The organism is Microvirga guangxiensis, assembly GCF_900102135.1.
Taxonomy (GTDB): Bacteria; Pseudomonadota; Alphaproteobacteria; order Rhizobiales; family Beijerinckiaceae; genus Microvirga; species Microvirga guangxiensis.
Genome location: NZ_FMVJ01000010.1, coordinates 128,692 through 154,299, shown reverse-complemented (window position 1 = coordinate 154,299; position 25,608 = coordinate 128,692). Strand labels below are relative to the sequence as shown.

The 25,608-nt window shown below is 58.6% G+C and carries 19 protein-coding genes and 3 pseudogenes; 7 read left to right on the top strand and 15 right to left on the bottom strand.

Going from position 1 to position 25,608, the window contains the following annotated elements:
- The 3 genes from recA to BLP10_RS17110 form a co-directional block, all read right to left on the bottom strand.
- Positions 1 to 743, bottom strand: a 743-nt coding sequence (gene recA, locus BLP10_RS17130) for a recombinase RecA (protein WP_091137256.1), incomplete at its 3' end; no start/stop codon positions are given.
- 286 nt (positions 744 to 1,029) lie between these two features.
- Complete coding sequence (locus tag BLP10_RS22930; protein ID WP_139165529.1) at positions 1,030 to 2,577, bottom strand: hypothetical protein; 1,548 nt, start codon at positions 2,575 to 2,577, stop codon at positions 1,030 to 1,032.
- A gap of 1,242 nt (positions 2,578 to 3,819) precedes the next feature.
- A complete protein-coding gene (locus BLP10_RS17110) occupies positions 3,820 to 4,323 on the bottom strand; it encodes a hypothetical protein (protein ID WP_091137247.1) in 504 nt (167 codons plus the stop codon).
- Positions 4,324 to 4,617: 294 nt separating this feature from the next.
- On the opposite strand from BLP10_RS17110, the gene BLP10_RS17105 reads away from it, so the two are divergent.
- The gene (locus BLP10_RS17105; protein ID WP_091137244.1) at positions 4,618 to 4,854 is read left to right on the top strand and encodes a hypothetical protein; all 237 of its coding nucleotides are present in this window, start codon (positions 4,618 to 4,620) and stop codon (positions 4,852 to 4,854) included.
- Here BLP10_RS17105 and BLP10_RS22925 read toward each other — a convergent pair.
- From BLP10_RS22925 to BLP10_RS22920, 3 genes are all read right to left on the bottom strand, one after another.
- Complete coding sequence (locus BLP10_RS22925) at positions 4,832 to 5,239, bottom strand: hypothetical protein (RefSeq protein ID WP_139165528.1); 408 nt, start codon at positions 5,237 to 5,239, stop codon at positions 4,832 to 4,834. The genes BLP10_RS17105 and BLP10_RS22925 overlap by 23 nt on opposite strands.
- 1,310 nt (positions 5,240 to 6,549) lie before the next feature.
- Positions 6,550 to 7,047, bottom strand: a complete 498-nt coding sequence (locus BLP10_RS17095) for a hypothetical protein (protein ID WP_091137239.1) — start codon at positions 7,045 to 7,047, stop codon at positions 6,550 to 6,552.
- 12 nt (positions 7,048 to 7,059) lie between these two features.
- Positions 7,060 to 7,416, bottom strand: coding sequence for a hypothetical protein (locus BLP10_RS22920; RefSeq protein ID WP_139165527.1), 357 nt, complete (start codon positions 7,414 to 7,416; stop codon positions 7,060 to 7,062).
- Between the two features lie 627 nt (positions 7,417 to 8,043).
- On the opposite strand from BLP10_RS22920, the gene BLP10_RS17085 reads away from it, so the two are divergent.
- The gene (locus tag BLP10_RS17085) at positions 8,044 to 9,129 is read left to right on the top strand and encodes a hypothetical protein (protein ID WP_139165526.1); all 1,086 of its coding nucleotides are present in this window, start codon (positions 8,044 to 8,046) and stop codon (positions 9,127 to 9,129) included.
- 2,214 nt (positions 9,130 to 11,343) lie between these two features.
- On the opposite strand, the gene BLP10_RS17065 is transcribed toward BLP10_RS17085, so the two are convergent.
- Entirely contained in the window at positions 11,344 to 11,871 is a 528-nt protein-coding gene (locus tag BLP10_RS17065; protein WP_091137225.1) for a hypothetical protein, read from the bottom strand.
- A 38-nt stretch (positions 11,872 to 11,909) separates the two neighbouring features.
- On the opposite strand from BLP10_RS17065, the gene BLP10_RS17060 reads away from it, so the two are divergent.
- Both BLP10_RS17060 and BLP10_RS17055 read left to right on the top strand, forming a co-directional pair.
- Complete coding sequence (locus BLP10_RS17060) at positions 11,910 to 12,392, top strand: hypothetical protein (RefSeq protein WP_139165525.1); 483 nt, start codon at positions 11,910 to 11,912, stop codon at positions 12,390 to 12,392.
- Between the two features lie 543 nt (positions 12,393 to 12,935).
- A complete protein-coding gene (locus BLP10_RS17055; protein WP_091137220.1) occupies positions 12,936 to 14,108 on the top strand; it encodes a PLP-dependent aminotransferase family protein in 1,173 nt (390 codons plus the stop codon).
- Between the two features lie 922 nt (positions 14,109 to 15,030).
- Here BLP10_RS17055 and BLP10_RS17050 read toward each other — a convergent pair.
- Positions 15,031 to 15,708, bottom strand: a pseudogene (locus tag BLP10_RS17050) (IS6 family transposase); the annotation flags it as partial.
- 506 nt (positions 15,709 to 16,214) lie between these two features.
- On the opposite strand from BLP10_RS17050, the pseudogene BLP10_RS17040 reads away from it, so the two are divergent.
- Together BLP10_RS17040 and BLP10_RS17035 are read left to right on the top strand one after the other, a co-directional pair.
- Positions 16,215 to 16,555: pseudogene (locus BLP10_RS17040) on the top strand (integration host factor subunit beta).
- Between the two features lie 211 nt (positions 16,556 to 16,766).
- Positions 16,767 to 16,982: pseudogene (locus tag BLP10_RS17035) on the top strand (IS6 family transposase); the annotation flags it as partial.
- A gap of 274 nt (positions 16,983 to 17,256) precedes the next feature.
- Here the strand turns inward: BLP10_RS17035 and BLP10_RS17030 are convergent.
- The 7 genes from BLP10_RS17030 to BLP10_RS17000 all read right to left on the bottom strand — a co-directional run bounded on the left by BLP10_RS17030 (position 17,257) and on the right by BLP10_RS17000 (position 24,507).
- Entirely contained in the window at positions 17,257 to 18,972 is a 1,716-nt protein-coding gene (locus BLP10_RS17030; RefSeq protein ID WP_091137214.1) for a GMC family oxidoreductase, read from the bottom strand.
- Positions 18,973 to 19,005: 33 nt separating this feature from the next.
- Positions 19,006 to 19,434 carry a GlcG/HbpS family heme-binding protein gene (locus BLP10_RS17025; protein WP_244510633.1) on the bottom strand — a complete coding sequence of 143 codons (429 nt, stop codon included), beginning with the start codon at positions 19,432 to 19,434 and terminating at the stop codon, positions 19,006 to 19,008.
- Positions 19,435 to 19,466: 32 nt separating this feature from the next.
- Positions 19,467 to 20,327 carry a carbohydrate ABC transporter permease gene (locus tag BLP10_RS17020; RefSeq protein WP_175493949.1) on the bottom strand — a complete coding sequence of 287 codons (861 nt, stop codon included), beginning with the start codon at positions 20,325 to 20,327 and terminating at the stop codon, positions 19,467 to 19,469.
- A gap of 4 nt (positions 20,328 to 20,331) precedes the next feature.
- The gene (locus BLP10_RS17015) at positions 20,332 to 21,189 is read right to left on the bottom strand and encodes a carbohydrate ABC transporter permease (RefSeq protein ID WP_091137209.1); all 858 of its coding nucleotides are present in this window, start codon (positions 21,187 to 21,189) and stop codon (positions 20,332 to 20,334) included.
- A gap of 70 nt (positions 21,190 to 21,259) precedes the next feature.
- On the bottom strand, positions 21,260 to 22,558 hold the full coding sequence (locus BLP10_RS17010; protein ID WP_091137206.1) for an ABC transporter substrate-binding protein: 1,299 nt from the start codon (positions 22,556 to 22,558) through the stop codon (positions 21,260 to 21,262).
- Positions 22,559 to 22,582: 24 nt separating this feature from the next.
- The gene (locus BLP10_RS17005) at positions 22,583 to 23,284 is read right to left on the bottom strand and encodes a GntR family transcriptional regulator (RefSeq protein ID WP_091137204.1); all 702 of its coding nucleotides are present in this window, start codon (positions 23,282 to 23,284) and stop codon (positions 22,583 to 22,585) included.
- Positions 23,281 to 24,507: a mandelate racemase/muconate lactonizing enzyme family protein gene (locus BLP10_RS17000; protein WP_139165524.1), complete on the bottom strand. Its 1,227-nt coding sequence runs from the start codon at positions 24,505 to 24,507 to the stop codon at positions 23,281 to 23,283. Before BLP10_RS17000 ends, BLP10_RS17005 begins: the two co-directional genes overlap by 4 nt.
- 39 nt (positions 24,508 to 24,546) lie before the next feature.
- Here BLP10_RS17000 and BLP10_RS16995 point away from each other — a divergent pair, with 39 nt between their 5' ends.
- A complete protein-coding gene (locus BLP10_RS16995; RefSeq protein WP_091137303.1) occupies positions 24,547 to 25,599 on the top strand; it encodes an ABC transporter ATP-binding protein in 1,053 nt (350 codons plus the stop codon).
- The last annotated feature ends 9 nt before the right edge of the window (positions 25,600 to 25,608 follow it).

Here is a 25,608-nt window from a genome sequence, read left to right as displayed (position 1 = left end):
TCGCCCACCTTGGACACGCCCTCGCCGAACATGATGTCGAACTCGACCTGCTTGAAGGGCGGAGCGACCTTGTTCTTGACGACCTTGACGCGAACCGAGTTGCCGATCGGCTCGTCGCGATCCTTCAGCGTCGAGACGCGGCGGATGTCGAGGCGGACCGAAGCGTAGAATTTCAGGGCGTTGCCGCCCGTGGTCGTCTCCGGCGAGCCGTACATGACGCCGATCTTCATGCGGATCTGGTTGATGAAGATCACCAGTGTGTTCGTTCGATTGATGGAGCCGGTGAGCTTGCGCAGGGCCTGGCTCATGAGCCGGGCCTGGAGGCCTGGGTGGCTCTCGCCCATTTCACCTTCGATTTCGGCCTTTGGCGTCAGGGCGGCCACGGAGTCGATGACGAGCACGTCGATCGCGCCGGACCGCACGAGGGTATCGGCGATTTCGAGCGCTTGCTCTCCGTTGTCGGGCTGGGAGATGATGAGGTCGTCCAGGTTGACTCCGAGTTTGCGGGCATAGACGGGATCGAGCGCGTGTTCCGCGTCCATGAAGGCGCATACGCCGCCCTTCTTTTGGGCTTCGGCGATGGTGTGGAGCGTCAGGGTCGTTTTGCCGGATGATTCGGGGCCGTAGATCTCGATGATGCGGCCGTTGGGCAGGCCGCCGACGCCGAGGGCGATGTCGAGGCCGAGGGAGCCGGTTGAGATGGTTTCGATTTCGACCGGTTGGTGGCCCTTCCCGCGCCTCATGGTCGCTTTGTTGCCGGCGGGTTGGTTGTTCTGGGCGGGTGTCTCGTTTGGTTTTTTCTTTTTTTGTTTCTTGGTTGCTGTATTTTTCCCCTGTCTGGGATTGGGTTGGGCTATGTGCGGCCCTTCTTTGTGGCTGGAGGAGGTGTGGATCTCTGTGGGGTTTTGGGTAGATCTCTTTATTCCCTTTGTTGCTCTGGGTCGGTTTTTTTTTGGTTCTGCTTTTTTACTTCACTGTTTTTTTGTGTGTTCTATCTGCGGAGCGGAATTTTTGTTTTGCTTGACTGTATTACTTGCCTGTGTCCTTCTTGATGGTGTTGTTGTGTTGGCGGCGGCTGTTCGGGTTGGGGAGGGGGTTGAAGTTCTGGGGTTTCTGTTTGTTTTTGTGGTCGGCTTCTTGGGCGTGGCCGTTTCCGGGGTTCAGCTTGGGGTCTTGGTCTTGGTTGGGGACTTGGCTGCGTTTGGTCTGTCCGTCCTTTTCGTGCGTGTCTATGTCTGGTTCGATGCGGTCGTCGGTGGCGCTGCGGTCTTGGCTGCTTTCTGTTTCCTGGGTGCTGGCGGCGGCTTGGATGCCCGTGTGGTTGCGGGCGTCGAGTGTCTTTGCGTTCTTGTTGCTGTCGTGGTCTTTGTCGTCTCCCGGGGGGCTCGTCTCTTGCTTCTTGCTGTTGGCGGGGGGTTTCTTGGGTGTGTTGGCGTTGGCGTCCTTGGTCTCTTCCTTCCCGTTTTTGGTTTGGTTGGGTGGGTAGGTGCTGCTTGTGGTGCTGTTGGCGGGGGTCGAGTTCCCGTTGCTATTGGCGTGGGGCTGTTTGCCGCTGCTGCTCTCCGTGGCGTTTCGGTGTGTGGTGCGGTTGGGGTCTTGCTTTGTGGTGGCGGGGGGGTGGGAGGTTTTGTTCTTCACGTCCGGGCTCGTGGCGGTGGCGGTGTCGGATATTTCGTTCTGTCGGTTGTTGTTGTGTGGCGTGGCGCTCGCGTTGCTTCTTGCGGCGTCTTTGGCTGCGTTGTTGGCCTTGTGGGTTTCGATCTTGCCTGCGTCGGTCATGGCCTTGCGCGGGTTTGCGGCCCTGTTCCTGTTCCCTTTCTGGGATTGGTTCGCGTCTGCTTTCTTTGCTGACCTTTCGCGGGCCTGGGTGGGGTCTGGGTTTCGCTGTTTGTCGGTGCGGTGCTTTAGGAGGGTGGCTGGTTTGTCTTGGCTTTCGTTTGGGTTGTTTGCTTGGGGTGGTCGGGTCTTGCGGCGGGCTTGGGGGATGCGCTTGCGCCGCTTTGTTGTGGCCGGGTTCTGGTTGTGCTTGATGTTTGTGATGTCGTTGGCGGCTGGATCGGTGGTTTGGTGTTTGGGGAGGCGGGGTTTTGTGTGGGCGATGGTTGCCTGGCTGCCGTTGTTGTCGTGTTGTTCCGCGGGGCTTTCTCGCTGGCGGCCCGGGTTCCTCTTCTGTTTTTGTTCGCGGTGCTCCTGGATTTTCCGGTCGTGCGTTGTGTCTCGTTCGTAGGGGGTCGCGGTTTTGCCTTCGGGGCTTGTATGGCTTGGGGGGGTTGCCGGGCTTGGGATGGCGTTGCCGTTGTGAGTTTCCGTCTGGATTTCTCGGGGCGCTTTGTCCCCTTTTTTCTCGGGGACCGGGTTGAGTGGCTCGTCGGGCGGGCGGTTCTCGGGGACGCTTTGGTCTCTCGGCGGTTCGTCTGTGGTGGTGTTGCTGTTTCGGGGCCGCGTGTGTTGCCGCTTGGGGAACGGGGCGTTCGTCTGCCGGATGCGGTCTGTTTTGTTCAGGGTTTCGCTCGCAGTGGGTTTTTTGTTGGGGGGCCGGTCTCGGCGTATTTGCGGCGGGCGTTGGCCTTCTTCCACCTCGAGGTGCTGGGGGCGGTTGGGTAGGCGGGTGTGGGACGGGCCCTTTCGGCCGTCGTGGTGGAAGGGTTTGCGTTTGTTTTTGGGGGGGGGGGGAATGTGGCTGTTGGGGCGGCTCGGCTGGGGCTCTCCGGTTTGCGTGGGGCTGCTTGGCGGTTGCCCGTTGGGCTCGGTTTTCCTCGCCCCGGTGTTGCGCGTTGGGGTGTTTGAGGTGCTCATGCTTGCGGATCTGGCCTTGGCGCGCTCGTGGTCGGGCTGTGTGGCTGTTGTCTGGTTTGGGTGGATGATGGCGGCGTTCGGCTTGTTTGCTGGGGGGCTGGCCGGCTGTTGTTCTGGCTGTTTGGTGGTCTTGTTTGGTTCCTGGGCGTGGTTCTGCTGGCTCTTGGTCTCTTGCGTGCTTTCCTGGATGTTCCATATGGTGTTTCCCGGGCTGTCGTGGTGGGGGCTTGGGCTGTTGCGCCTTCGGTACGCGGTTCCTTCCTGTTTTGCTTCTCGGTATGGTTAGTGGCGGCTCTCCTTGGTTGTTTGTGGGCGTTGGCGTGGAGGGTTGGTGCGGTTCTCGATCGCGTTGGCCTCGTCTTGGGCGTGTATTTGCCGTGGTTTGACCTGCCGCCTCTTGTCTGCGTTGTGGCTGTGGGTCGCCAGGTGGGGGTGGTTTGTGTTGCGGCTGCTGCCGTGGTCATCGATTAGGGCGGGCCCTTGGCTTTGGGTGTGTGCCGTGGTTTTGTTGGTGTCGTTGCTACGGGTTCGTTTTGCGGGCTGATTGCGGCCGATGGGTGTTTGTTCGCGTCTGGGGAGTGGCGCGGTCGGGCCTTCGGCCTGTGGTGGGCGGCTCGGCGGTTTCTTCCGCTGTCTGGCCGGATCGCGGTTGGTGAACAGCGTGCGGGGTCGGCGTGCAGGTCTCAGCCGTCCCCTTTCGGTGTTTCTTTGCGGTTCAGACGGTTGGCTGGTCGTTTTGTTGGGGCTTTTTCCCTTGTGGGCTTTGCACTTGATTCTCTCTTGGGGTTGCTGCTGTGCCTGCTTCTCTGGGTGCTGGATTTTTTCTGACCGTTCACCTTCTGTTCTTTTTGTTTTTGGTGTTTCTTGATTGCTCCTTACAGCGGCTTCCTGGAGCTGCGTTTTTGTGTGTTGGGGTGCGCCTCTCTTTTGGCATGCTGCTGTCCGTTTGTCTCCGCCTTGAGTTTTCCGGTTGTTTTTTTCCTTGCGGCTGGCGTCCGACGATGTTGCTTTCCGGGTTCTCCGCTAGGCGGTAACCCACTGGTGCTTTGTGTGGTTCTCGAGGTGTGTACCCTGCTGTTGCTCTTTGGGCGTTTCGTCCTGTCTTCTTGTGCGTTCCCGCTGGTCTCTCTCCGTGGTGGGGTAGGTTTCATTGCGGCTCTGTAGGGTTGGTTGGTTGAGTCCGATCATGGTGGCTGTCCTATCTCGGCTCGGGGCCTGTTTCGGTTCGTGTGGCTGACTATGGGGTTCGGCGTTTTGGTGCTGTTGCTGTTTTTCTTTGTCTTGTATTTCAGGGCTGTTTGCGCTTTGTTGGGGCTTTGGCTGTTTTTCTTTGTCCGCCTGGCCATCGTTTTTTCGTTCCTTCTGCTTTCGGATGTTTCTTGTGAAGTGGGTCTCACGTAGTTGCTGGTTCTGGCGGTGAAGGGCGGTCTGCTGGTTTTTGCTGTCGGGTCTGGCTTTGTGTCCTACTCCGTTTTTGTTGCGGATCTCGCGGGTTTCATTGGGCAGCTGCTTGTCTTTGAGTTCCATCGCCGTGCGGTCGCTGCTGTTGTTGTGAGTCTTTCCGTTCGCGGTTTCAGGGGTCTTTGGCGCGTGATCCGGGGTGCCGTTTCCGGTTAGGCGGGCGGCGTGTTGTTCTGCGTTCTCGATGCTGCGCTGACGGGTGGTGATTTCTTGGTGTCGTGCGGGGATGCTCTGCCGGATTGCGGCGTGCGCGCGGTTCTGACGGTTTGTTTGGGCGATCTTTGTGGTGATCTCATTGTCGAGTTGGTTGGGCTCGGTGTGGTCGTTGGGGGGTAGTTCTTCTTTGGTGTTGTGGGGCAGATGGTGGTTCGGGACGTCTCTGCGGTTGTGGTGTACTTGGATGCCGCTTGTGCTGTTGTTGTGGCGCTGTTGGTCTTGATCGGCTCGTCCTACGAGCTCGTTCAGTATGTTGGGGTGCTTTTGGTGCTCGCTGGGGTTCTTATGGGTCTGCTCCTGATTGTTGCGGTTGGCGCTGGCTGGTTTTTCTTCCTGGTTTCGTTCCGCTTCGGGGTTCTTATTCGAATTGGTCTGTCGTGAGCTGGGGTGGGTTAGGTTGTTTGGTGCTTGCTTTCTTTGGTTCTTCTTCGGGATGGCGGCTGTTCGGGTGCTTGGGCGCGCTCGGGGTGTCTTGTTTGTTCTTGTGTTTGTTCTGCGCGTTCTTTTTTTCTTGAGCTTTCGGTTGGTGGGACTGGGGCTCGGCGGTGGTGCACTTGGCTCGTTTTGTCGGGTCTTTTTCTTGTTCTTGCTTGGTCCGGCGTTGTTTTGCGTTCTTGTGGTGGGTTCTTTCTTTCGTTGCGTGTTGTTGGAGGCTTTTACGGGCGCGTTTTGGGTTCGTCTTCCTGCCAGCGGTTCGGCGTGTTTTTGCCTTAGGGCTGGTTTTGTTTTTTTCTTTGGTCCTTTTCTCCCGGATGTGGCCGGTCATATTGCTGCCTTGGGGGTTGAGGGTTTCTTGTGTCTTCTTTTTTTTGTCTCGGAGGGTGGCTTGTCGTCCTGTTCGTCGTTGCCTTCGCATTGGTTCTGGCGCTGTTTGCCCTGTTCTGGTTTGTTCTGCGGCTGCTTCCAGGCGGTCGGGTCTTGGTGTGCTGCGGCGACTTGTCCCTGAGCGGTTGTCGGCTGCGTCTTTGTTTCGTTTTTTTGTAGTTTGTTGATGGTCAGGGTTGTTTCTTTGTTCTGTGCTTTGAGTATGTGGGTCTTTTTTTTCTGCTCGGGGTGTGGATCGTCGTTTTTCTCGTGCTGTGCCTCTTTCGCGTTGGTTGGGGCCGTCTTCCGGCCGCGTCCGGCGGCTCTGGGGCTGAGCGTTTCGATGCTGGTCTGGATCCGGTGGGTCTTTTTCGTGCGCTGGTTGATGGCGTTGTTTGTGCCTCCGTCGTTGGTCGTCTTGCTGCGCGGGTCGGCTCCTTCGTCCGTCTTGGTTCCGTCGGATGCGGTGTGGTTCGGGGGTTTTGGGCGTTCGGGTCCGTCTGCTGTGCTCTTGCCGCTTTTTTGGGACCCTTTGTGACGCGGGGCTCTGTTTCTTTTTGCTTCTGTCCGGCTGTCGGGGGTCTTCGCGGGTGGGGGCGGGGTGTCCCGTTTCGTCTTGCGCCGTCCGGTGGTTGTGGTGCCGGTCGTTGGGATCTTGGTCGGGACTTTCCTGCGCGTCCGTTCTGGTCTGGTGGTTCAGCGAGGTTTGCGTCTGCGTCTCTTGGCTTTTCTGCCCGTGCTCTCCTGGCCGCTCTGGTGGGGCCGTCTGCCGCTCCCGCGGTTCAGTCGGGTCCCTTTGGGGCGGTTGTTTGCGTTCTGGTCCTTGAGCTCTAGGAGGGGGTGAAGGTTTCGTGCGGCCCGTTCGGTCCTTGGGTGTTTTGGGCTTGGTGTCCTGCTTTTGGGGGTTTCGCGTCGGGGTGCGCTCTGTTTGAGGCCGCCTATGTGGGGGGTAGGCCCTTGCTGTCGGGCGGCTTTGAAGTCTGCGCCTTCGTGGCCGGGGCTGGCGGGTTTCTGGGGGCCGATCTGCCGGGGCATTTCCGCGAGGTCTTTCGTTCTGGGGGTTGTTTGGTGGGGCCGCCTCCTTTTTGTTGCGCAGCGTTGCCTTGCGGCCGGGTTGAGGCGGCCCCGTTCTTCGTGGCAGCCCTCGCGTTGGTGTTCGCGGGCTTTTTCGTGCTTGCTTTGTGTCCTTCCAGGGGGGGTTTCTGGGTTGCTCCGTTGGCCGAGCTGGGGTTTCCTTGGGTTGCGTGCTTGGTTGGCTTTTGGTTCTTGTTGTCATGGCTGTTGAGGTCTTTTTTCGTGTTGTTCGCTCTCGTTGCGGTGTTGGTTCTTCTGTGCCTCCATTTGGTGGGTCGCTTTGGGGCTGGCCTGTGTGGGCTTTCTGGCCCTCTGCTCTCTGGTTTGGTCGGCGTAGGCGTTGTAGGCGTGATTGCTCGGGGGGTGCGGCGCCTCGCTGTTGGTGCTGAGTTTGTTTTGGCGGTGTCGGGCGGGTCTCTCGCTGGTTTTCTCCTTTTTGGTCGAGTCGCGGTCCGCGGGGTTCGTCTGGTTGTGGTTTTTGGTGTTCGCGGTTGTGAGTGTTTCCTGGGCCTCTTTGTGCGTGTCTTTCTTGGCGCGTCTGAGTTTTCGCCTCCTGTAGTCGGTGTTCTGTTCGTTGATGGTGGGCTCGTTTTTTGTTGGGGGCTTTCCCTGCTTCGTTCCGGTGTCTGTCCTGTTCGGGTGTTGTTCGCTGATGGTGTGTGGCGCTGCTGTCTGGGTCTGCGGGGACCTGTTCAAGGCTCTTGGGGGTCACTTCTTTGTGTTGCTGGTCTTTGGGCTGCGCCTGCGCGTCTTGGTTTGCTGCTTCTTCGCGGGTTTTTGTGCGGTTTTGCGCGTTGCTTTCGAGGGCGCGGTTTCGGTGGTGCTGGCGCATTCCTCTGCCGCGTCCGCTTTTTTCGTCGGTTTCTCCGGGATGAGTGGGGGCGGACGGCTGACCGGGATCGCCGCGGATCCGCCTCGGGTGGTGGTGAGACGGTTCAGGACGGCCTTCTCCGGCTTGGCCGGGATGGTGGCGGTGCTGCCTGGGCTTGGCATCTGTTTCGTGCGGGTGTCGTTGGTGGGCGTGCTGGGTGTGTCCGGGTGCTGGTTGTTCGCCGTCTTGGCCATCCTCGGGGGGCTGCTTCGCCCCGGCGTGGGGCCGTTGGTGCTCGCTGGGTTGCGTATCCCCCGCCTTGGGGGGATGGTCGGGTACGTGCTCTCGCGGGTGGTGCTGGTGCTGTGGGGGGTGGTGCTGGACACCTTGTTGGTCGGCGTTGCGGTCGGCGGCTTGGGGTGTACGTCGTGGGTTGCCAGGGGTTGGTGCTTTGTAGTCGCCTTCGGGTTTTGCGCGTTGGTGATCTCGTCTGTGAGGGCGTTGTGCGGGGGGCTGCGGTTGGGCGTGGTCCTTGGCGGGGCGTTGCTTCCGGTTCGCTCGGTCCTGCTGCTGTTGGCGGCGTTGTGGTCCTTGGCCTCCCAGGCGTGGCTGTTCGTCTCGGGCCTGCTTTTGGTCTTGTTGTCGGTCCCGCTCCCGTGTGTCTTTCTGGTGATGCTTGCGATCGAGGCAGGCGTGGCGCTGTCGGCGCGCGTCTTTGTCCTCCGGGCGCGCCCGGGGGGTCTGGCATGTGTGTCCGTGATCGGGTTTTCGAGGGGGTGTCCCATTGCGGGGCGCAGGGGGCCCGGTTTGGCTGCGCGCTTCGTGCGCCTCTGCGGCGCACTCGGCCTTTCGCCGGTGGGTGCGCTGGCGCGGTCCTCCTGTTGGCTGGTGTTGTCGGGTTTTTCCTTGCCTTTGCTTGCTCCGCCGGTGCCGTTGGGCTCGTTGTGGGGGAAGGCGTGCTGTTGTCGGCTGTTTTGGCCCGGTTGGTGATCATGGTCTTGAGGGTCGGGTCGTGGGGGGTATGGGTGATGTTCGCCTTGGTGTCCGGCTTCTTGTTTGGCTGTTTTGGTGGCGTGGCGGTCTGGGCATGGAGGGTGCTGGTCTCGGTGGCGCTCTTGGAGCTGGCGTCCTCCTTTTTCGGGGGCTCGCCCGTGGGCTTCGTGGTTTGCGTCTCCGGGTGGTCGGTGTCGGGCTTGGGTCTTTGGTCTTCGTCGTGCCTGGCGGCGGTTGTGGGGCGGTTCTTGGTGTCTTTGCGGATTGTTGTCTCTCTTGTGTTGGGGCTGGTGGTGATCGTCTGGTTTGGGACCGGGGTGCCGTCCGCTTTCGTGCTGTGGGTGTCGCTGTTGGCGATCGTGGGCCTGCTGGCGTCGTTCCGGTCGTGGTGGGTATGGTGTCTATGGTTTGCGTTGGTGGTGGCGTCGCTCGGCTGGTCGGCGCGAGGGGTCTTCAGGCGGGTGATCATCGTGTTGTGGCTGGTGCGGATCGTCGTGAGGTTCTGCTTGAGCGTTTGGTTCGGCTTGGTCGGGGCCGTGGTCGGGGCGTTGATGTCGTCCCGGTCCTGCATCGGTCCTGTCTTCTTGTCGGTTTGGTGGCTGTGCTCGTTGAACGCTGTGTTGGTGGGGTTCGTCTTGTTGGTTTTGATGGGGTTCTTCCTGTGGGTGGTGACGCTGTGGGTCGCCAGCGGCTTGCTGTTTTGGAGGTCGCGGGGGTTGGCTGTTTGCTTCGGCGCGTGGTCGCGGTCTGCGGGCTTGCGGAGGCGCCCCGTGGGCGTGGTGGTCGCTTCTTCTGTGTCGGTGGGCGTGGTTGTGAGGTTGTTGTTTCTGGCGTCTCTGGCCTTTGCGGCGGGCGTCTTCTCTGCGGCTTTCGCGTGGTTGTTGTCTTTTCCTGTCTCTTTCGCGGGGGCGGGGGGGTTTTTCCTGTCGGGGTTGCTGGTGGTTTGGATGGTTTTTGGGTCGTCTTCGGCGTAGGTCGTGTCGGGCGTGGTCGGCTCGAGTGGTGACTTGTCGGTGTACTGCCCGGTGTGGAGGGCCATTTCCGCGGGGCCGGGGGGCGAGGTGGCGTTGCTCTGGGGTTCGCTCTCGCGTCTCGGTTCGTTGGTGCGGTTCGTGGCTTGCGGCCAGCTGGGGTCGTTGGTGGGTTTGGCGGTTTGCTCCTTTTCCTGGGGGGGCGTGCCGGCTTCGTGCGGCTGGGGGTTGCTGTGCGTGCTGCGAATGGGTGGGTTTGCCGCGGCGCGGGAGGTCGGCATGTTCGTGGTTCGTGTGGGGTGGTGGATCGGGGCGGTGGTGGCCGGGGTGTTGGCGTGGGGGGTACTCTCCGTGCCGGGGGGGTGGCTGGCCGTCTGCCCGGGCTTGCCGGTGGTCTCCGCGTTCGCTTGGGCAGTGGGCCCGTCGCGGTTGTCGGGCTTATTGATGCGCGAGGCGCTGGTGCCCGTATTCTCTCGGGCGTTGCTGGTCGGTGTGGCTTGAGGTCTTATGGCGCTCGGTGGCCTTCCTGTTCCTGGGGTTGGGCTGTGTTTGCGGTTGTTTCGATGTTTGCGGTGGTGGGTTGTGTCGGTCTTTGTCGGGGGTCTGGTCTCGCCCGCGGTGTTCGCCGCTTGCATCGGGATCTGGCCCGCCTGCTTTGCGGGCGCTTTGGCGGCGGCGTTGGCTCTTGGGTGCTTGGGTTGGGTTCCTGCTTCGGGTCGGTCCCTGGCTCTTGCTTGGTGCGGCCCGCTTGCTTGGGCGGGGGCTTCTTGTCGGGGGCGCCGGCGGAGAGCGGTTGTGTTTTGGGGGCTGTTGAGGGTGTTGGGTGTGGGTCGGGGTTCGGCTTTGCCCTCTGGGCGGGTCGGGGTTGTGGGTGTGGGGGGGGTTTCGGGGGTTCGCCTCTGCTGACCGCGGTGGTGGGCTTTCGGTCTTTGGGCGTTTTGGGCGTTCTGTGGGTGCGCGTCGACTCCCGGGCGGTCTTGCCGGCTGGTCCGGGTTTGGCCGTGTTTGGCTTGGCGTTCCCGTTCCGGTTGCGGCTCGTGGCTCGTTTTTGCGGGCTTGCGTTTGCGCCGGTCCTGGGGCCTGCGGGCGCGGTTCTGCCTCGGATGGCGGTTGCGGTGTTGCTTTTGGTGTGGGGTGGGGGTCGCTCGGTGTCGTTTGCGGCCTTGCGCTTGTCGTTGACTTAGTTTGGGTTTGGGGTCAGGGTGGGGGTCTCGGGGTCGTGGTCGGCGGTTGCGCATGTTGCCTGGGGGTCGTTGTGGGTTGCGGGTTCGGTGTTCCATCGGGGGCTGTTGCTGGAGCATTGTTTGTTTTGGTTCCGGGCTCGGGTGGCGAGCGGGTGGTCTTGCTTGGCGAGCGCCGGCTGGTTGTTGGCGGTCTTTTTCTCGTGGTGTTTGCTGGGCTTGTGGCTCCAGTTGGTGCCGTCCCGGTTCCTGGGGTCGTTGTGCGCGTGCTTGGCCTGTGGCGTCGATGGCACGTGGGGGTTGTCGGGGCGGTGATCGTGTTCGGTGCGGTTATGCGGTATTGGCTTTTCGGTCTGCTTGTTGGGTTTAGCGTCCGCGTTGACTGGTGCTGTTGTCGGGTCTGTTTCTGGCGCGACGGTGTCGGCTCCGGTTTGTTCTTGGTTCCGTCGCTGTCTTTCCCGTTGGGTCGGTCCTTGTGCTTGATGGCCTTGCTTTTGGCGTGTTTGGCGGTGGGCGGCTTGCTTCGTTTCCTGTGCCTGGCTTCGTCCGTGTCGCCATTGTTGTGGGTGGTTCGGTTGGGGTCTTTCGCTTGGCCTCGGGCTTTTTTGTGTTTTTGGTCCGCGTGGGAGTTGGCGGTTTCGCTTGGCTTTCTTTGCTTGCGCCTCTTGAGTTGTTGGGGTGATTCGCTGTTGGGCGCGTTCTGGGGCGTGGGTTTGTTGGGGGTGGTGGGTTTTTTCGTCTTCGTTTGTTGGAGGTTCTGGCGGCTGGGATTGTTGTGGGGCTTCTAGGTGCCGGCGGGGTGGCTTGGGGGTGGCTTGGGCTGGCTGCTCTTTCAGCGTGTTGTCTTGCGGTCGTGTGACCGCGTTCTCATTCTTTGAGCCTCTGTGGGGCTCGGTTTTGGGCGGGTCCGGCGGCTCTGTCCTGGCGTCGGCTTTCCGTGGTTGTTGGTGGGGCTTCCTGCGGTTCGTGTGGGCGCTTTGTTCTTCGTCGGGTAGTTGTTGTTGGTTGGTTTCGGAGGAGTGGTCGCTGGGGTTGCTTACTCGTGGTCGTTCGTGGCGGTGGTTTTGGGCTTTTCGCGTCGTTGGAGCCGGGCGGCCTTGTTGTTCTCCTTGTCCCTTTTCTCGCTGTCCCTGTCGGTTGCGGCGAGTGGGGCTGTCGGGTGGTTGCTTCGGAGCCGTCTTCTGCTGTGCGTGTCGGCCTCGCTGGTGATTGTGCTCGCGAGGTGCTCGCAGCCGGGGTTGTTGCCGGTGGTTCTCGCCGTGTTCGGCTGTGCTTGCCCCTTTTGGGGTGTGGTGGGGGGTGGTGCGGGGTGCGCCTCTTGGCTGCTCGTGTGGTTCGTTCTCGGCGTCTCGCCGGTGGTTGGGTTCGCTTTTTCCGTGGTCTCCTGGGTCCTGCTTGCGGTGGGTTCGAGGGGGATATCGGGTGCGAGGATTTTGGTGTTGGTTTTGTTGGCCTTGTTCGCGGAGGGTTCGTGGGCTGGTTGGGGGGTATTCCGGTCTTGGTCGGGGCCGGCCGGTGTCGGTGCTTTCTTGTTGTGGCGGCTCCGGTGGAGGCTTCGCGTCATCGTCGTTGCTTTGTGGCTCTTCCGGCGGGTTTGTCGGGGTGACTTCCGTCGTTGTGGTTTTTGCGGCGCTGCGCCTGCAGTGGCGGCCTGTGTTTGGGGGTTTGGGGCTGTCTCGTTTGGTCGGGGTGGCTATCTTCTTGGCGCGGGCTCTTGCGCGCTTTTGGTCGTTGGGTGGTCGGCGGCTTTTTGCTGGGGTCCGGATGCTCGGGCTCGTCTGTTCCTATCTTGCGCGGGTTTTGCACGCGCCGGTTTTTGCTGCCGGGATACTGATCTTGGGTTGTTCGTGCGGTCGTCTGTGCTTTCGGGAGCTTGCTTTCGTGGCCTGCTGCGTGGGGGCGGCCTGCTTCTGGCTGTTCTTTCTGGTTTTTGGCGTTTATGACCCCGCTGTGTTGCTGCCTTGCGTTTTTGGTCTCTCGGGTGTGGTGTCGGCTGCCTTCCTTGCGGTCGTTTTGTCGGCGTGGTTCTTTGGGGAGGTCGTTATGGGGCTTGTGGCTTTGGTGGTTCAGTTGCGGGGTGCGTAGGTGGGCGGCTGCGTCCTGCGCTTGCTTGCCGGGTTTGCTTTTGTTGTGGATTTCTGACGCGGGCTGGTCTCGGCGCTGGTTGTCGCGAAGTCGTGGGCTCGCGTCGTTTTGGTAGTGTCGCTGTTGGGGGTTGTTGGTTGCCTTGGTGTGGCGGGTTCTCGGCGGCGCGTTTCGGGGGCGTGCTGTCTGCTTCGCTCGTTGCTTCTTTTGGGTTCGTGGCTCTCCCTTGTGCGGCAGGTTGCGCTCGTGGGTTTTCGCTTGGTTTCTGGCCGCGGTTGGTTCCTCGGTTGCTGGGTCTGTTTGTGTTTGGGTAGCCCGGTCCGTGGCTCCTGTTTGTCTGATGGTCGGATCTTTTGCTGTGTCGTCTTTTTTTGGCTGTTGTTGTCGTTGTGTCCGCTGATCTGACTTTGGGGAGGCTTCTCGGCGCTGGTTGGGACTCGTTGTCCTTGGGTTTTGCTCGGGAATCGGTAGCTGAGGTCCGTGCTGCTTGTGCTGTGCTCCGGCTATTCTCGGACGCTGTCGTCCTGCTTGTTGAGGTCGTCTGTGTTGCTGTTCTCTACCTTGGTGTTCAGGGGGGGCGGGGACTGGCCGGGCTTTTTCGGTTGGTTTGCGGGGCTGGAGGTGTCGCCTGTTTGCGGGTTTGGGTGCCTCGTCTATTTCCTCTTCACTTGTCCGGCTTGCGGGATCGTTTCTTCCCTGGTCGGGATTTTTTCGTCTGCGTGCTTTGGTTTGTTGTTGTCGTTGGGCCTGTCGGCGCTTTCGCGGATGGTCCTGTCCTTGGTCTTTCCCGGCGCCGTGCTTGTCCGCTTGCAGCGCTTCTCTGGGGGCCTGTGGAGGCTGCTGGCCTCGTTGTTGTCCGGGGTGCCCGTCGCTGCGGTTGGCTTCGGCGTTTGGGTTGTTGGTGCCGTGTTCTGCTGTTGGGCCACGTCGGTGCTGGCCAAGGGCGGGGTTTCGCTCTTCTCGTTCGCGGTGCTGTCCTGTCCGCTTTTTGTCTTGGTGGTCATTGCGTTTGTGGGTGCGGTCGCCGGGGCGATCGGGCTGGCCTCGGGCGGGGCGCGTTCGTTCTTCTTCTGCGGCGCCAGTGTGGTTTGGGTCGTCTTGGCGGCGTGGCTGTCTGTGGTGGTGGCGATCTCGGTCTCTTTGCTGCCGTGCTCCTTGTGGGGCGGTTCTGCTTTGCTCGGCGTCGCGGGGTTCTGGTCGGAGGGCTTGCTGATGCGCTTGTGCGTTTTGCGCTTTTCCCTGGTTGTGCCGGTGTGTTCGCATTGGTGCTGTATGCTGGTGCGGTCGTTGGGGTGCCTGGTGTTTCTCCTGTCGTCGTCGTGCGGCACTGCGGCGGTCGTGGCTGTGTTCTTGTACGAGCGCCGGCTGTTGTTGTCGTTGCCTCCCTTGGGCTGCGTGCCTGAAGGCTTGTGTGGGGTGCTGTTGTCCATGGCTTTGCGGTCTGGCTCTGTCTCGGCCTTCTGGTTTGCTGTGTCGGGCGGCGAGGCGGAATCGTTTACGGTGCTGTGTTTCCTTCACGTGTTCCCGCTGGCGTTTCTGTTGTTCTTCCCGTTTTGCGTCATCTCGCTCCGTGGCTCGGTGGCTTGTTTCGGCGTGGCGTGTGTTCTGCGTGTGCGCTTCGGCGTTTGGGAGTTGCGTATGGGTTTCTTCTTTGGCATGGCGCCGCCGGGTTGTCTGGTGGCCGGTGTGTCGCAGGGTCTCGGTTTGGTGGGTTGATTCCGGCTTTGGTGTTGTTGTTGTCGGGGCGGGGGATGGCCCCTCTGGTGCTGGGTGTTGGGTAGTGCCCTCCTGTTTGTGGGGCGGGCTGGTGGGTGGGGGTTGGTCGGTGGTGGTTTTCCTCTTGTTGCAGCCTGCCTTTGTTCTCGACGATTTCGTGGGCGGGCGTTCTGGCTCATCCTCGTGTTTGTTCGCTGTGTCCTGATCCTGAGGCGCGGCTGGGCTGGTTGTCGTGGGTGGTTTCGAGCTGGGGGTTCGGTCCTCGTTGGTGGCTGCCTTTCTGGCTTTCTTTGGCTTCGGTGGTGTCTGAGTGGAGGATGGTCCCGGGTGTTTCGGTCGGGGGGCGGGTGGGGTGTCGCCGGTCCTGCAGTCCTACTGGATTCGCGTGTTCTGGTTGGTCGAGTTGTTGCCGTGTCTGGCTGTTTTGCTGTCTGAGGGGTTTGCTCGGGTTGCCTCCTTGCCCGTTGCGTTCAGGTGGGGGGTCCCCGTGTGTCGTGGCCGTCCGGCCGGGGCTGTTTTGTTCTTAGTTTGTTGTTTCGGGTGGTGTTCGGGTCGTCTGTGTCTGTGTGGGTGTGGCTGCCGGTGGGGGTCGTTCGGGCGGCGTGGTGATTGTTGGGCGCTGGATGGGTTCTGTGGGGGCGTTGCCCTTCTTTGATTGGCGGGCTCTCGGTGCAGTCTGCTGTGTGCGTCTCGGCTTGGTGTGGGCGATGGGCGTTCGGGTTGTTCCCGCATTAGCCCTCCGGGTGGGTTGCCTGCTTGCTCCCTCCGTGGGTGCTCACCTCGGGCGGGCCTCGGTGGGGTGCTGTTCCCGCTTGGTGTTTGTTGTTGGCGGTGTGCTTGATGTTGTTGTGTCGTGCCTGTGGATTGGCGTTGCGCCTTGGGCTTCCGTTCCTTCTCGGGTTCCGGTGGGGTGCAGGTCGGGCTGTTCTGCAAGTGAAGGCTGCGGATTGCAGGCGTACTTCGCCTGCTGCTTGCGCATCATGTGCTCCATCTCAATACCGCTCAGGATCGTACGGGCGCTGTCTATGGACTTGAACCCAAGCATCGGCCGCACCCGCCGCTTAATCGCACGGTGATCCTGCTCAATGAGGTTATTCAAATATTGGCTCTGCCGGATCCTGATTGGCGTCAGCTTTAGCCGAGACGTGTTCCGTAGTCTGTCCACCGTGTCACAGGACAGGATCGCCTCGCGATTAGTCTGGCTGCCGTCGATGATGATCCGTCCCGGACGGCCATTCCGCTTCAGTGCTCGGGCCAGAAAGCGTTTGGCAGCGGTGAGGTTGCGCCGCTCGCTGAACCAGAACTCAACGGTATCACCGTTGCTGTCGATAGCTCGATAGAGAAAGGTCCACCGTCCACGCACCTTGATGTAGGTTTCATCGATGTGCCACCTCCCGGTGACGGCCCGCTTGCGGAGGTTGAATTGCTCCAGAAGGAGTGGGGCGTAACGTAGCGTCCACCGATGGATGGTGGCGTGATCGATGGAGATGCCGCGCTCGGCCATCATCTCCTCAAGATTGCGCAGGCTGAGATTGTAAGCCAGATACCATCGGACGCAGAGCAGGATCACCGAGCGATCAAAATTCCTGCCCTTGAACATCAATTCCCCCGATACTGAAGCCTCCATCCCAGTAGCTGAAACTCTGAAATAAAATGTTTGCGACAAAACCCTTCAGACAACTTTAGTTCCTCTTTCGTCCTGCTCAGAATTTGCGACGCAACCAGAAAGACAGCTATACTCCTACCGAAGCGATACGCGCGTATCGTCAACTGGACCGGCTCGTCGATGAGAAGACCGTCAATGCCCGACAGGCCAGCGCTCATCGCAGGCACATCGCCAATCGCGTCCAGGTCGCGTTGAAGTTATCCTATGCTGCGTGGGCCGCCCAAAGGGCGAAGGCTGAGATTGCAACGCTCACGGAAGCAGGCGCGATTACGATGAAGTCTGCAGCGGCCTACCGGGCGCATATTACCAAGCGTACCCACGCAGCATAATCTCCATGCAGCAGAGCAGTCTCGGATCCGCCCTGTTCCGGTTTCTTGACGGTTCCCTGCCCGTCCGGCAACGTTCCCGAAAGAAAGCCGTGAACGAAGGGGATTCCAGGCATGATCAAATCCGAACTGATCCAGAAGCTATCTGGGCAAAATCCCCATCTGTATCCACGCGATATCGAGCAGATCGTGAATGCGATCCTCGATACCATTGCGAGCGCGCTTGCGCAGGGCGGAAGGGTTGAGCTTCGCGGATTTGGCGCATTTTACGTGCGTCAGCGCAATGCGCGAATGGGACGCAATCCCCGCACGGGAGCCGCAGTAAGTGTGCCCAGAAGGCTGTTCCTGTGTTCAAGGCGAGCAAAGACATGCGTCGGCGTCTCAATGCTTCGCCAGACCGCCCTAAAGATGGGACATGGTCCGAGGCTGGTTTTGATAACCTCGTAGACGCTTGATCTCCTTGAAGGTCACGATCGTCTCTTTGAATCGCTGCTTTTGCAGTCTGAGGCTTTCGCCTGTCCAGCTATGATGTGAGCGTCTCGAGGGGATCTGCCGGCAAGCAAGTCATAGCTCACCAGGAGGCGGGCGGTGCTCGTAGCCTATAAGTCTCGAAGGGGCATCGTCAGGTTAACGCGACAGCGACTGGACCTGAGCATAAGCCAGGGTATGGAACCGACCCGACCTCGTCGCTATGCTCGCCACCGCTACCCGGCTGAAGTGATCAGCCATGCTGTCTGGCTGTACTTCCGCTTTCCCTTGAGCCTCCGGCTGGTGGAGGGGATGCTCGCAGCAAGAAGCATCGAGGTTAGCCATGAGACCATTTGGCAGCGGGCGCTGAAGTTCGGCCACAGCTTCGCCAACCAGATCCGACGACGTCTTCCGCCGTCCCGCTAACATCAACACCGCTGATCATCGCCGTGCCCGCGCTCGGGCCTTTCAGGTATGGACTGAGGTGACTGATGTCGCAAGTGCCGCCTGATCTGTCGTCTCAGGGAGGCGCTTTGCCTTCAGTTCGTTAAATTGACAGTGCCGCGTGATCTCCCCGCATCAACAAATCTATTGTCAAAGGGGAGCGTCCACATATGGCAGTGCCTACGCGACTACGGATGAACAGCACAGAAGACACCTATCCATCCGTAGTTGTTCCGGCAACCTGCTATCGCCTTCTGGCTTCTTCCTCCAAGATTGCTGCGGACACCTTCTCAGCAATCATGACTACTGGAATGTTCAAGTTGGCTCGAGGCGCTGTCGGCATGATCGACGCATCGACAACTCTCAGTCCTTCCATGCCAATCACACGAGCGCTTATAGGTTCAGTCACTGCTGAAGGGTCATTGGCGGAACCGAGCTTACAGGTTCCACAGACATGCCATTGTCCGAAAGCGTTGTCTCGTACGTAGTCGTTGAGAGCCTCACTATCGCCGAGCAAATGATCGACGGTCATGCCATTCGCCACAGCAACTTCCATGAACTTCTTTCGAGCGAATGGGATCGCATCGATAATGACAGCTGTTGGTGCGGTCAGAAGGAAGTTGCGCAATGTCTGTCTGCCAAGTGATTTGGCGAACCCCGAGTAACTCGATGGGGACGGATGAGAGAGGATCCCGGAGAGAGCATTTGTCATAAATACGCGTGCCATTAATTTGACGGCATTCGCAAGCCGTTCAATGTCCCGAGAGTCACCCAGGAAGTTCAATTCTGCTGTTGGAGGGTGCAGCGGATCACTGTTTGCCAGTTGAACGAATCCGCGCGCTTCTGCCTTGTTAACCCAAGAGATCATCGAGGCGAGCCTTACGCCCAGGGGGTGCCATGCGGATTTTGCAGCCATCATGGCAAACATATCGCCTGGGCCGCAACCCTCAACTCCAGAGGAATATCGAAGTCCGAGATGTATATGACGGCGGGTATGCTGCAGCCGGCAACCCTTTTCAATGTAACCTGTCAGCGAGATGCCTGGATGCTCTTGAAGGTTCTTGCCCACGCCATCCAGGACATGGATCGGCTCGATGCCGACCCGCTCAAGTTCCACTAGGGGACCGATACCGGAGCGCATAAGAACAGCAGGCGAGTGTAGAGCACCTGAGGATACGATCACCTCACGTGATTGAAGGTCTCGAAATCCTGACCCGTCTTGGACTCGAACTCCGACAACGCGACAGCCCTCGGTGATGAGAGTGGCGACTTGAGTATCAGACATTATCGACAGGTTCGCCCGTGCACGAACACTCATTGGCAAATAGGCCATCGCAGTTGATACTCGATGTTTGCCGCCGTTGTTCGACAGGGTCATGGGGAAATGACCGTCGCCAAATACACCGTTCTGGTCGCCGATGGACGGGAAACCGAGCTCCGTCAGGGCACGTTCTGTTGCCAATGACAATTCGGGCCACTTGCTTTGAGGAATACGATGGATCGGGATCGGTCCATCCTTCCCATGAAGTTCACCCTCATAGTCAAGGTCGGTTTCTAGCTTCTTGAAGAACGGGAGCACGCTCTCCCAATTCCAACCTGAGGCTCCAAGTGCCTCCCATTCATTGTAGTCGTCCGGAGTGCCACGGTTGGCGATCTGTCCATTGATACTGGAGCCACCTCCCATGATTCTCGGCTGCTCATATTTTCGCTTTGCTGGCGGCTGATGAACATTGTGTTGGAACGGCTTTGAGTTCACCAACAGGCCATCCCAATGGTTCCGAGGGTCAAAAGCCGCACGGCCCGGGTAGGTATCTAGAATTGCGTCCTCTTCCTCACCCGGTTTCAAATCTCTTCCGGCCTCGACAAGGAGTACCTTAAGACGTGGATTCTCCGAAAGGCGTCCGGCGAGCACACATCCCGCACTACCACCACCAACAATGATATAATCCCAGCTTGACACTCTTGAAACCCTCGGATCTCAGCTCGTAGTTACTCAGTTGACATATTCTTGGAAGGTGTTTGCCGCATATTGCGCGACCTCAGTGTCTTGCTCGACCGTACCAGAGCTCACACCAATGGCGCCGACAGTGCGCCCGTCCACGGAAAGTGGAACGCCTCCTCCAAGGGTAGTGAACCGCCCGCCATTGAGCGCTTGAGCTCCGTAGCCTGGCATTCCAGGCTGTGTCTTCGGGGCGACCTCATGCGTGGATGCGCGTAAGCCAGCTGCTGCGTAAGCCTTCGTCATGGCAATCTCGATCGAGAAGAATTTTGCGCCATCCATCCGGCAGAAAGCCACTAGGTGGCCTGCGTCATCAACTACGGCAATATTCTGGGGCACACCCATTTCCTCTGCCTTGTCGACTGCCCAACCGATGACCTTTTCGGCCAGCGCGTAGCTAAGAGTTTGCTTCGTTATCATCATTGCCTCCAAAGTATGGCCCTGCAGCGATCTGGTTAGCCTTTAACTGAACCCTTCGTCAGGCCAGACACAATCAGGCGGCCGAGAAGCATGAATACGATTAGGATTGGGACAACTCCCATGATTGCCGCGGCGGAGAGCGGCCCCCATTCTCGACCAAAGTAGCCAATGAAGTTGTAGATCGCGGGTTGAACAGGACGCAGCTCGGGAGCGTCCACCATCACAGTCGAGGCAACGAACTCGTTCCAAGAGCCGACGAACGCCATCACTCCCGCAGCTCCAAGGGCAGGAAGGATAAGCGGCAGAATGATCATCCTCAGAATCATGAAGTGTCCAGCTCCGTCTGCAACTGCAGCCTCGTCAAGTTCCCGCGGGATGCCTTCGATGGTGCCTTTGATGATCCAGATCGCCATCGGTAACTGGTGCGCGGTGTAGATCAAAGGCAGAGTGAAATACTGGTTAGTGAGGCCAAGGCGCAGGAAATAGATGTAGTTCGGGATCAAGAGAGCAGCCGCGCCGAGAGAAAGAGGAATGCTCGCCACGACCAACAGGAACAGAGGCCGCCGGCCCGGAAAATTAAAGCGGTCGAATGCGTATGCGGCGGGAACGCCGAGCAACAGCACCATCACGACGGTAATGGCGCTATATATCAGAGAGATTGCCAGCGAATAGCTGAAGCCGCTGTCGAAGACGCGCTGATAGTTCTCCATAGTCGGTGTGAAGTTGAAGAGCGTGGGAGGGAAGCGGAACAGATCCGCTTCGCTTTTCAAGGAAGTGAGTGTGCCCCAAAGCAGCGGAGCAGTATTCAAGATGATCAGGAATGTGAAAAATCCCCCGATCAGGATGCCATTCCAACGCGTAAGATTTCGACGATTGACCGTCTTTGTGCTGCGCATGAGATCAGACCTTCCACTTTGACAAGCGGACATATGCCAGTACGAGCAAGACGTTTCCGAGGAACATGATGAGAGCCAGGGACGTCGCTGAACCCAGATCATAATTCACGAAAGCACGGTCAAATACATCGATGGCGAGGATTCGTGTTGCAGAGCCAGGGCCGCCGCCAGTCAGGACCAAGGGACTTTCCACTGTATTGATGTTCGAGAGTGTCAGCACGATCACGATCAGCAGAAGCGGGGTTTTTAGGAGAGGCAATATGATAAGCCGGAAGATGTCCCATGGTCCTGCACCGTCGAGGGAGGCGGCCTCTTCATAGTCTTCGGGTATCGATTTCAGTCCAGCAAGGAGAATGATCAAAGCATATCCAAGACGCTTCCAAACCGAGACCGCTATTAGAAGGCCCATCGCCGAATTGGGATCGCTCAGAAGCTGCAGATCAGGAAGGCCGAACATTCTCAAGATCGACATGGCCATGCCGATGTCGCTGATAAAGACCCACTTGAAAAGCAGAGTGGCCACGACTGTCGATGTGATCCACGGGATGATCACAATCATCTGCACGATGGAACCGCGATTGGGGGGCAACCGATGAACCCACAGCGCAATGGCTAGTGAGATTGCTACAGTCAGCGCCACAGAGACAGCTGTATGGATAGCTGTTCGGCCAAAGGTGGCTGCCATTCCGGGATCGGAAAGCAGCTGAGTGTAGTTTCCAAGCCCTATGAACTCGCTGGCAGTACCATAGCGGATTCTGTGAAGGCTGAACCAAAAGCCATAGAACACAGGAGAGAATAGAACCAGCGCGAGCGCGGAGAATGCTGGAACTATGTAAAGTAGCCCCGTCGAGCGCGAAGTCATTGTTTACCTGGCTTCATTGAAAGGAATGATGGCCGAGATCTCGGCCACCAGATTTGGGTTAGGAGGCGGATCAACGGCCGTTTTGGCGATTGAAGTGCTCCTCTGCCTCTTTCAACGCAGCTTTGACATCTTTCCCGTCAACGATGATCTGCTGAGTGGCGCGGTTCAGGGCTTGCCTGTATCCGCCTACCGAGAAATCGATCGGAGTCAGCCAGCCTGCTTCTGCCGCTCCTCGAGCAGCTACCGCGAGATAGCCGTTGCCAGGTTGCGAAATGAAGTTCTCCAGCTCTTTCAGTGTGGACTTCTTTCCCGGGATTTGGCCCCCGACTGCCGTCCAGATCTTATCGCCTGGATCGGACATCATGAAATCCATGAACTTCGCCGCAGATGCCTTAACCTTGCTGCCGGACCAGATCCCGACCGACCAGCCGGCCATGACTGAGGGCGAGGGTTTTCCGGCCACAGCTCCAGGCCAAGACATGAGAGCGACCTTATCCTTGCCGAGTTTGCCCTGAAGCGTCGATACACGGACGGCAGACCCCTGTACCATAGCGATTCGGTCGGAGGCGAATTGCTCGAAGAGATCGTCTACCGTCCAGGTGGCTGCCTGCGACGGCGAGATTCCGTCTTTAACCATTCCCGTGAAGAACTGCATACCCTTCACCCCTGCGTCGGAAGCAAAGTTAGCTTTCCCCTCGGTCGTGAAGAGAGGCTCGCCGCTTGCGAGGATGTGTGGAATGACGGGATGTGGATCTGCTTGCTGCTCGCTATACGCGGCGGAGAAGCCGTAGCGGGTGACCTTGTTGCCACTGTCTTTGACGGTCAATTTCTGGGCAACCGCTTTTAGGTCGTCCCACGTCTTAATATCCTCAGGCTTAATTCCAGCGTTCGCGAAGAGATCGGGACGATACATTAGCGCGATGTAGTTCCGCGAAGCGAACAGCCCGTATTGCTTGCCCTGAACCGACGTGAGATTCCAATAGGCATCCTTGAAATCCGCTTTCTTCTCTTCCGACCATTTGTTGATAAAGAGTTCATTGAGATCCGCGAGCGAGCCTGACTGGATTGCGTCACCGAGAAAGTCGGTAACTACCCAAATAATGTCGGGTGCCGACCGGTTTCCGTGGGCGGCCAGGAACTTCGGTGTCATTTGATCCCAGACTTGCGGTTCAACGACGATGTCGATGTCGGGATTCGCGGACTCGAAATCCTTGATGATTTGCGCGAGCGCAACTTCACGCGGAGAGGTTCCTGCCGGGTTCAAGAACGTCCACATTCGGACTGTGTCTGCCATCACGACGGCAGGGGAAAGCAGAGTCACCGAGAGAGCTGCGCAGAGCGCCAAGCCAGTAGCCTTTATCTTCGACATTACATCCTCCCTTTTTATTAGTGGTTATTGTCGAGTCGCCAGATCGCGAAGTGCATCGTCTAACGATCTCGCAATGTGAGTGCGTACCGATGAGTCATAGGCGGCATAATCTTGGTTCCTCAGACCATCGATAATCGCCTTATGTTCTTGGCCCTCCTTTTCGACACGGCTACGCCACGTATCGAGACCACTTTGTACCAGCCCGCCAACGACCTTATGCTGCAGGCTGCGGTACATGGACGCGAGAATGGGATTCCCGGCAAACTCGATGATCGTTGTATGGAAGCTCCCATTCAGCTCAAGTTTCGTCGCATGATCCATGTGAGACGTATTCTTCAACTGAGCTTTCTGAAGCGCATCTAGGCGGTCCAGGGCATGGGGATCGAGCGTTCCCTCCTTAAGGCGCTTGATCACCTGCTCGCCAGCGCAAAGTTCCAGCGACTGGCGCACCTGCCAAACATTGCGAATTTGGTCAGCTGTTGGTATGCGGACGTGGAACCCACGACGTTGCACACTTTCAATGAAGCCTTCCGCAGCGAGTTGCATCAGAGCTTCCCGAACAGGTGTAATAGAGACGCCGAACCGCGCCGCGATCTGCTCTGGATACAGCCGCTCTCCTTCCTTGAACTCACCCCTGATAATCAGACCCGCGAGATGGCTGCGAACACTCTCGCCGAGAGTTTTGCCGAGAGCCCCGGACTCAAGAGAGAAGGCGCCTGCTGTCATTGTCCAACCGTCTGCCAATGGAGGGTATAGGTGTCGAGAAGATCTGGGTTTGGTTCTCCACCATGACCAGCTCGGTCGGATGCGACCAACATCCCGTCTCTGAGTTCAATTGGGGCCAGTGCGAGCTTGTCTCGAAGCGGGTTAATCAAGCGATTGACTTCGTACGTCACAAAGGCTTCGGCTGCCCTGCACGCATGAACCGACGCGGCAACTGCAACGCATGCTCCGACCCCATGAGGAGCTAGCTTTAGGCCGTGCTTGCGGCAGAGTGATCCAGTCGCAATTAGGCCAGAGACGCCACCAGCCCGGCCGATATTACACTGTAGGAAGTCGACTGCCTCAGCCCTGATGAGTGCTTGATACGCTTCCTGAGTAAATTCATTTTCGCCAGCTCCAATTGGAACGGGTGAGGCGGCGCGGACGGCTCGGAGCCCTTCAGGGTTGTCTGGATTGATAGGCTCTTCAAGCCAAGCGATATCGAAGCGATCGAGGTGCCTCGCCAACTCGATCGCACTGTCGACATCATAAGCACAATTTGCGTCCAGATAGAGCGGAGCGGTGCCTGCCGCGTCTCGTGCCGCCTCTATATGATCAAGGTCGACCTTCACGCCTCGCCCCACCTTGAGCTTGAAGGCTTTGTAGCCTTGGCGGATAAAGTCATTGACCTCGGCCACAGTTTCAACCGGCGTGTTCCGGAACGGGATTGGACTGACGTAGACGCTGACAGGGCCAGGCTCAGCGCCAAGGGTGGTCGCGAGCGGCTGCTTTCTTGACCGAGCCAGAAGATCCCATAGAGCGATATCAACTCCGCTCAACGCCTCCATAGCTGCCCCACGTGTGAGCCCCAAGGCGTAGAAATAGGCCCTCAGGTCAGTTGTCATGGCATCAGGGGCGCCAACAGATGCTCCGATCAAGGTCGGGGCAACGACTTCATTGATCAAGGCTGTTGCCTGAACAGGGTGCGGCAAGCCGAAACATTCTCCGTATCCGACGCTCCCATCATCGGCCTCAACGATGACCAAAGTACTGTACTGACCCTTACGCGGGATGCGCTGAAAATGTGCGGCAGGCGTCTTAAGCTGCGCTGGCACTTGGCCTTCGCCGCCGAAGATACTCGCAAATGTAGCCTCCAGAGGGATTGCCTTGACAGCCGTGATCTTCATTTGCATTCCTAATAAAAAATAATTTACAAAATATATGCATTCGATAAATATGCTCGTCAATAGCCAATCAGCGTGACTGCCATGGGAGCAGAAGAGGACATGACAGACATCTCCGTTCAGAGGCTCCGGAAGGCATACGGTGATATTGAAGTGATCCACGGCATTGATCTCACCATCGAGAGAGGAGAGTTCGTTGCTCTTGTCGGGCCTTCTGGCTGCGGAAAATCAACTCTGCTGAGAATGATTGCCGGGTTGGAGATCATTTCCGGCGGCGATCTTCTTATCGATGGCATTCGGATGAATGATGTTCCGCCGAAGGATCGCGATATCGCCATGGTTTTCCAGAGCTATGCCCTTTATCCTCACATGACGGTCGCGGAGAACATGGCGTTTTCGCTCCGGCTCAGGAAGGTCCCGAAGTCGGAGCAGGAGACCAAGGTTAAGGAAACGGCCCGCATCCTTGGTCTCGACCACCTTCTTGCCAGATATCCAAAAGAGCTATCCGGGGGACAGCGTCAGCGGGTGGCTATGGGAAGAGCCATTGTGAGGGATCCGAAGGTCTTCCTCTTTGACGAGCCTCTATCGAACCTTGATGCGAAGCTTCGTGTCCATACTCGCGGCGAGATCAAGGCCCTGCATCAGCGGCTGGACACAACAACCGTATACGTCACACACGATCAAATCGAAGCCATGACAATGGCTGATCGGATAGTGGTGATGAACGGCGGCCGCATTGAGCAAGTCGGCACACCGTTGGAGCTCTATGATCAACCTGCCAATGTTTTCGTTGCTGGATTCCTCGGATCACCTGCAATGAACTTCGTCCCAGGTAAGTATGAACAGAGTTCGGGTTTGTTCAGGATTCAGAATGGGCCCGCAATTAATCTCGGCATTAAGCGTTGGAATTTTGATGGCGACTCAATCCTGGGCATTCGTCCAGAAGAGTTTCGACTTAATGGAGAGCTTTCAGTTACCCTTGAACTCGTAGAGCCGACTGGTGCCGACACGCATATCGTCTTCCGTTGGGGTGACGTTCCGAGCACGGCCGTCTTTCATGATCGGGTCGTCGCCCAGCCAGGGCAGAAGATCTCGTTAGGACTGAGTGGCAATGTCCACCTTTTTGATCCGCGAACAACCAACCGTGTTTTTTAGGCTTTGTTG

Excerpts from the sequence above, each read along its gene's own strand:
- BLP10_RS17110 (WP_091137247.1), bottom strand. The coding sequence starts at position 4,323 with ATGGAACTCAAAGACAAGCAGCTGCCCAATGAAACCCGCGAGATCCGC.
- BLP10_RS17105 (WP_091137244.1), top strand. The coding sequence starts at position 4,618 with ATGGTGGTTCGGGACGTCTCTGCGGTTGTGGTGTACTTGGATGCCGCT.
- BLP10_RS22925 (WP_139165528.1), bottom strand. The coding sequence starts at position 5,239 with ATGACCGGCCACATCCGGGAGAAAAGGACCAAAGAAAAAAACAAAACC.
- BLP10_RS22920 (WP_139165527.1), bottom strand. The coding sequence starts at position 7,416 with ATGGCCAAGACGGCGAACAACCAGCACCCGGACACACCCAGCACGCCC.
- BLP10_RS17065 (WP_091137225.1), bottom strand. The coding sequence starts at position 11,871 with ATGACGCGAAGCCTCCACCGGAGCCGCCACAACAAGAAAGCACCGACA.
- BLP10_RS17025 (WP_244510633.1), bottom strand. The coding sequence starts at position 19,434 with ATGATGATAACGAAGCAAACTCTTAGCTACGCGCTGGCCGAAAAGGTC.
- BLP10_RS17020 (WP_175493949.1), bottom strand. The coding sequence starts at position 20,327 with ATGCGCAGCACAAAGACGGTCAATCGTCGAAATCTTACGCGTTGGAAT.
- BLP10_RS17015 (WP_091137209.1), bottom strand. The coding sequence starts at position 21,189 with ATGACTTCGCGCTCGACGGGGCTACTTTACATAGTTCCAGCATTCTCC.
- BLP10_RS17010 (WP_091137206.1), bottom strand. The coding sequence starts at position 22,558 with ATGTCGAAGATAAAGGCTACTGGCTTGGCGCTCTGCGCAGCTCTCTCG.
- BLP10_RS17005 (WP_091137204.1), bottom strand. The coding sequence starts at position 23,284 with ATGACAGCAGGCGCCTTCTCTCTTGAGTCCGGGGCTCTCGGCAAAACT.
- BLP10_RS16995 (WP_091137303.1), top strand. The coding sequence starts at position 24,547 with ATGACAGACATCTCCGTTCAGAGGCTCCGGAAGGCATACGGTGATATT.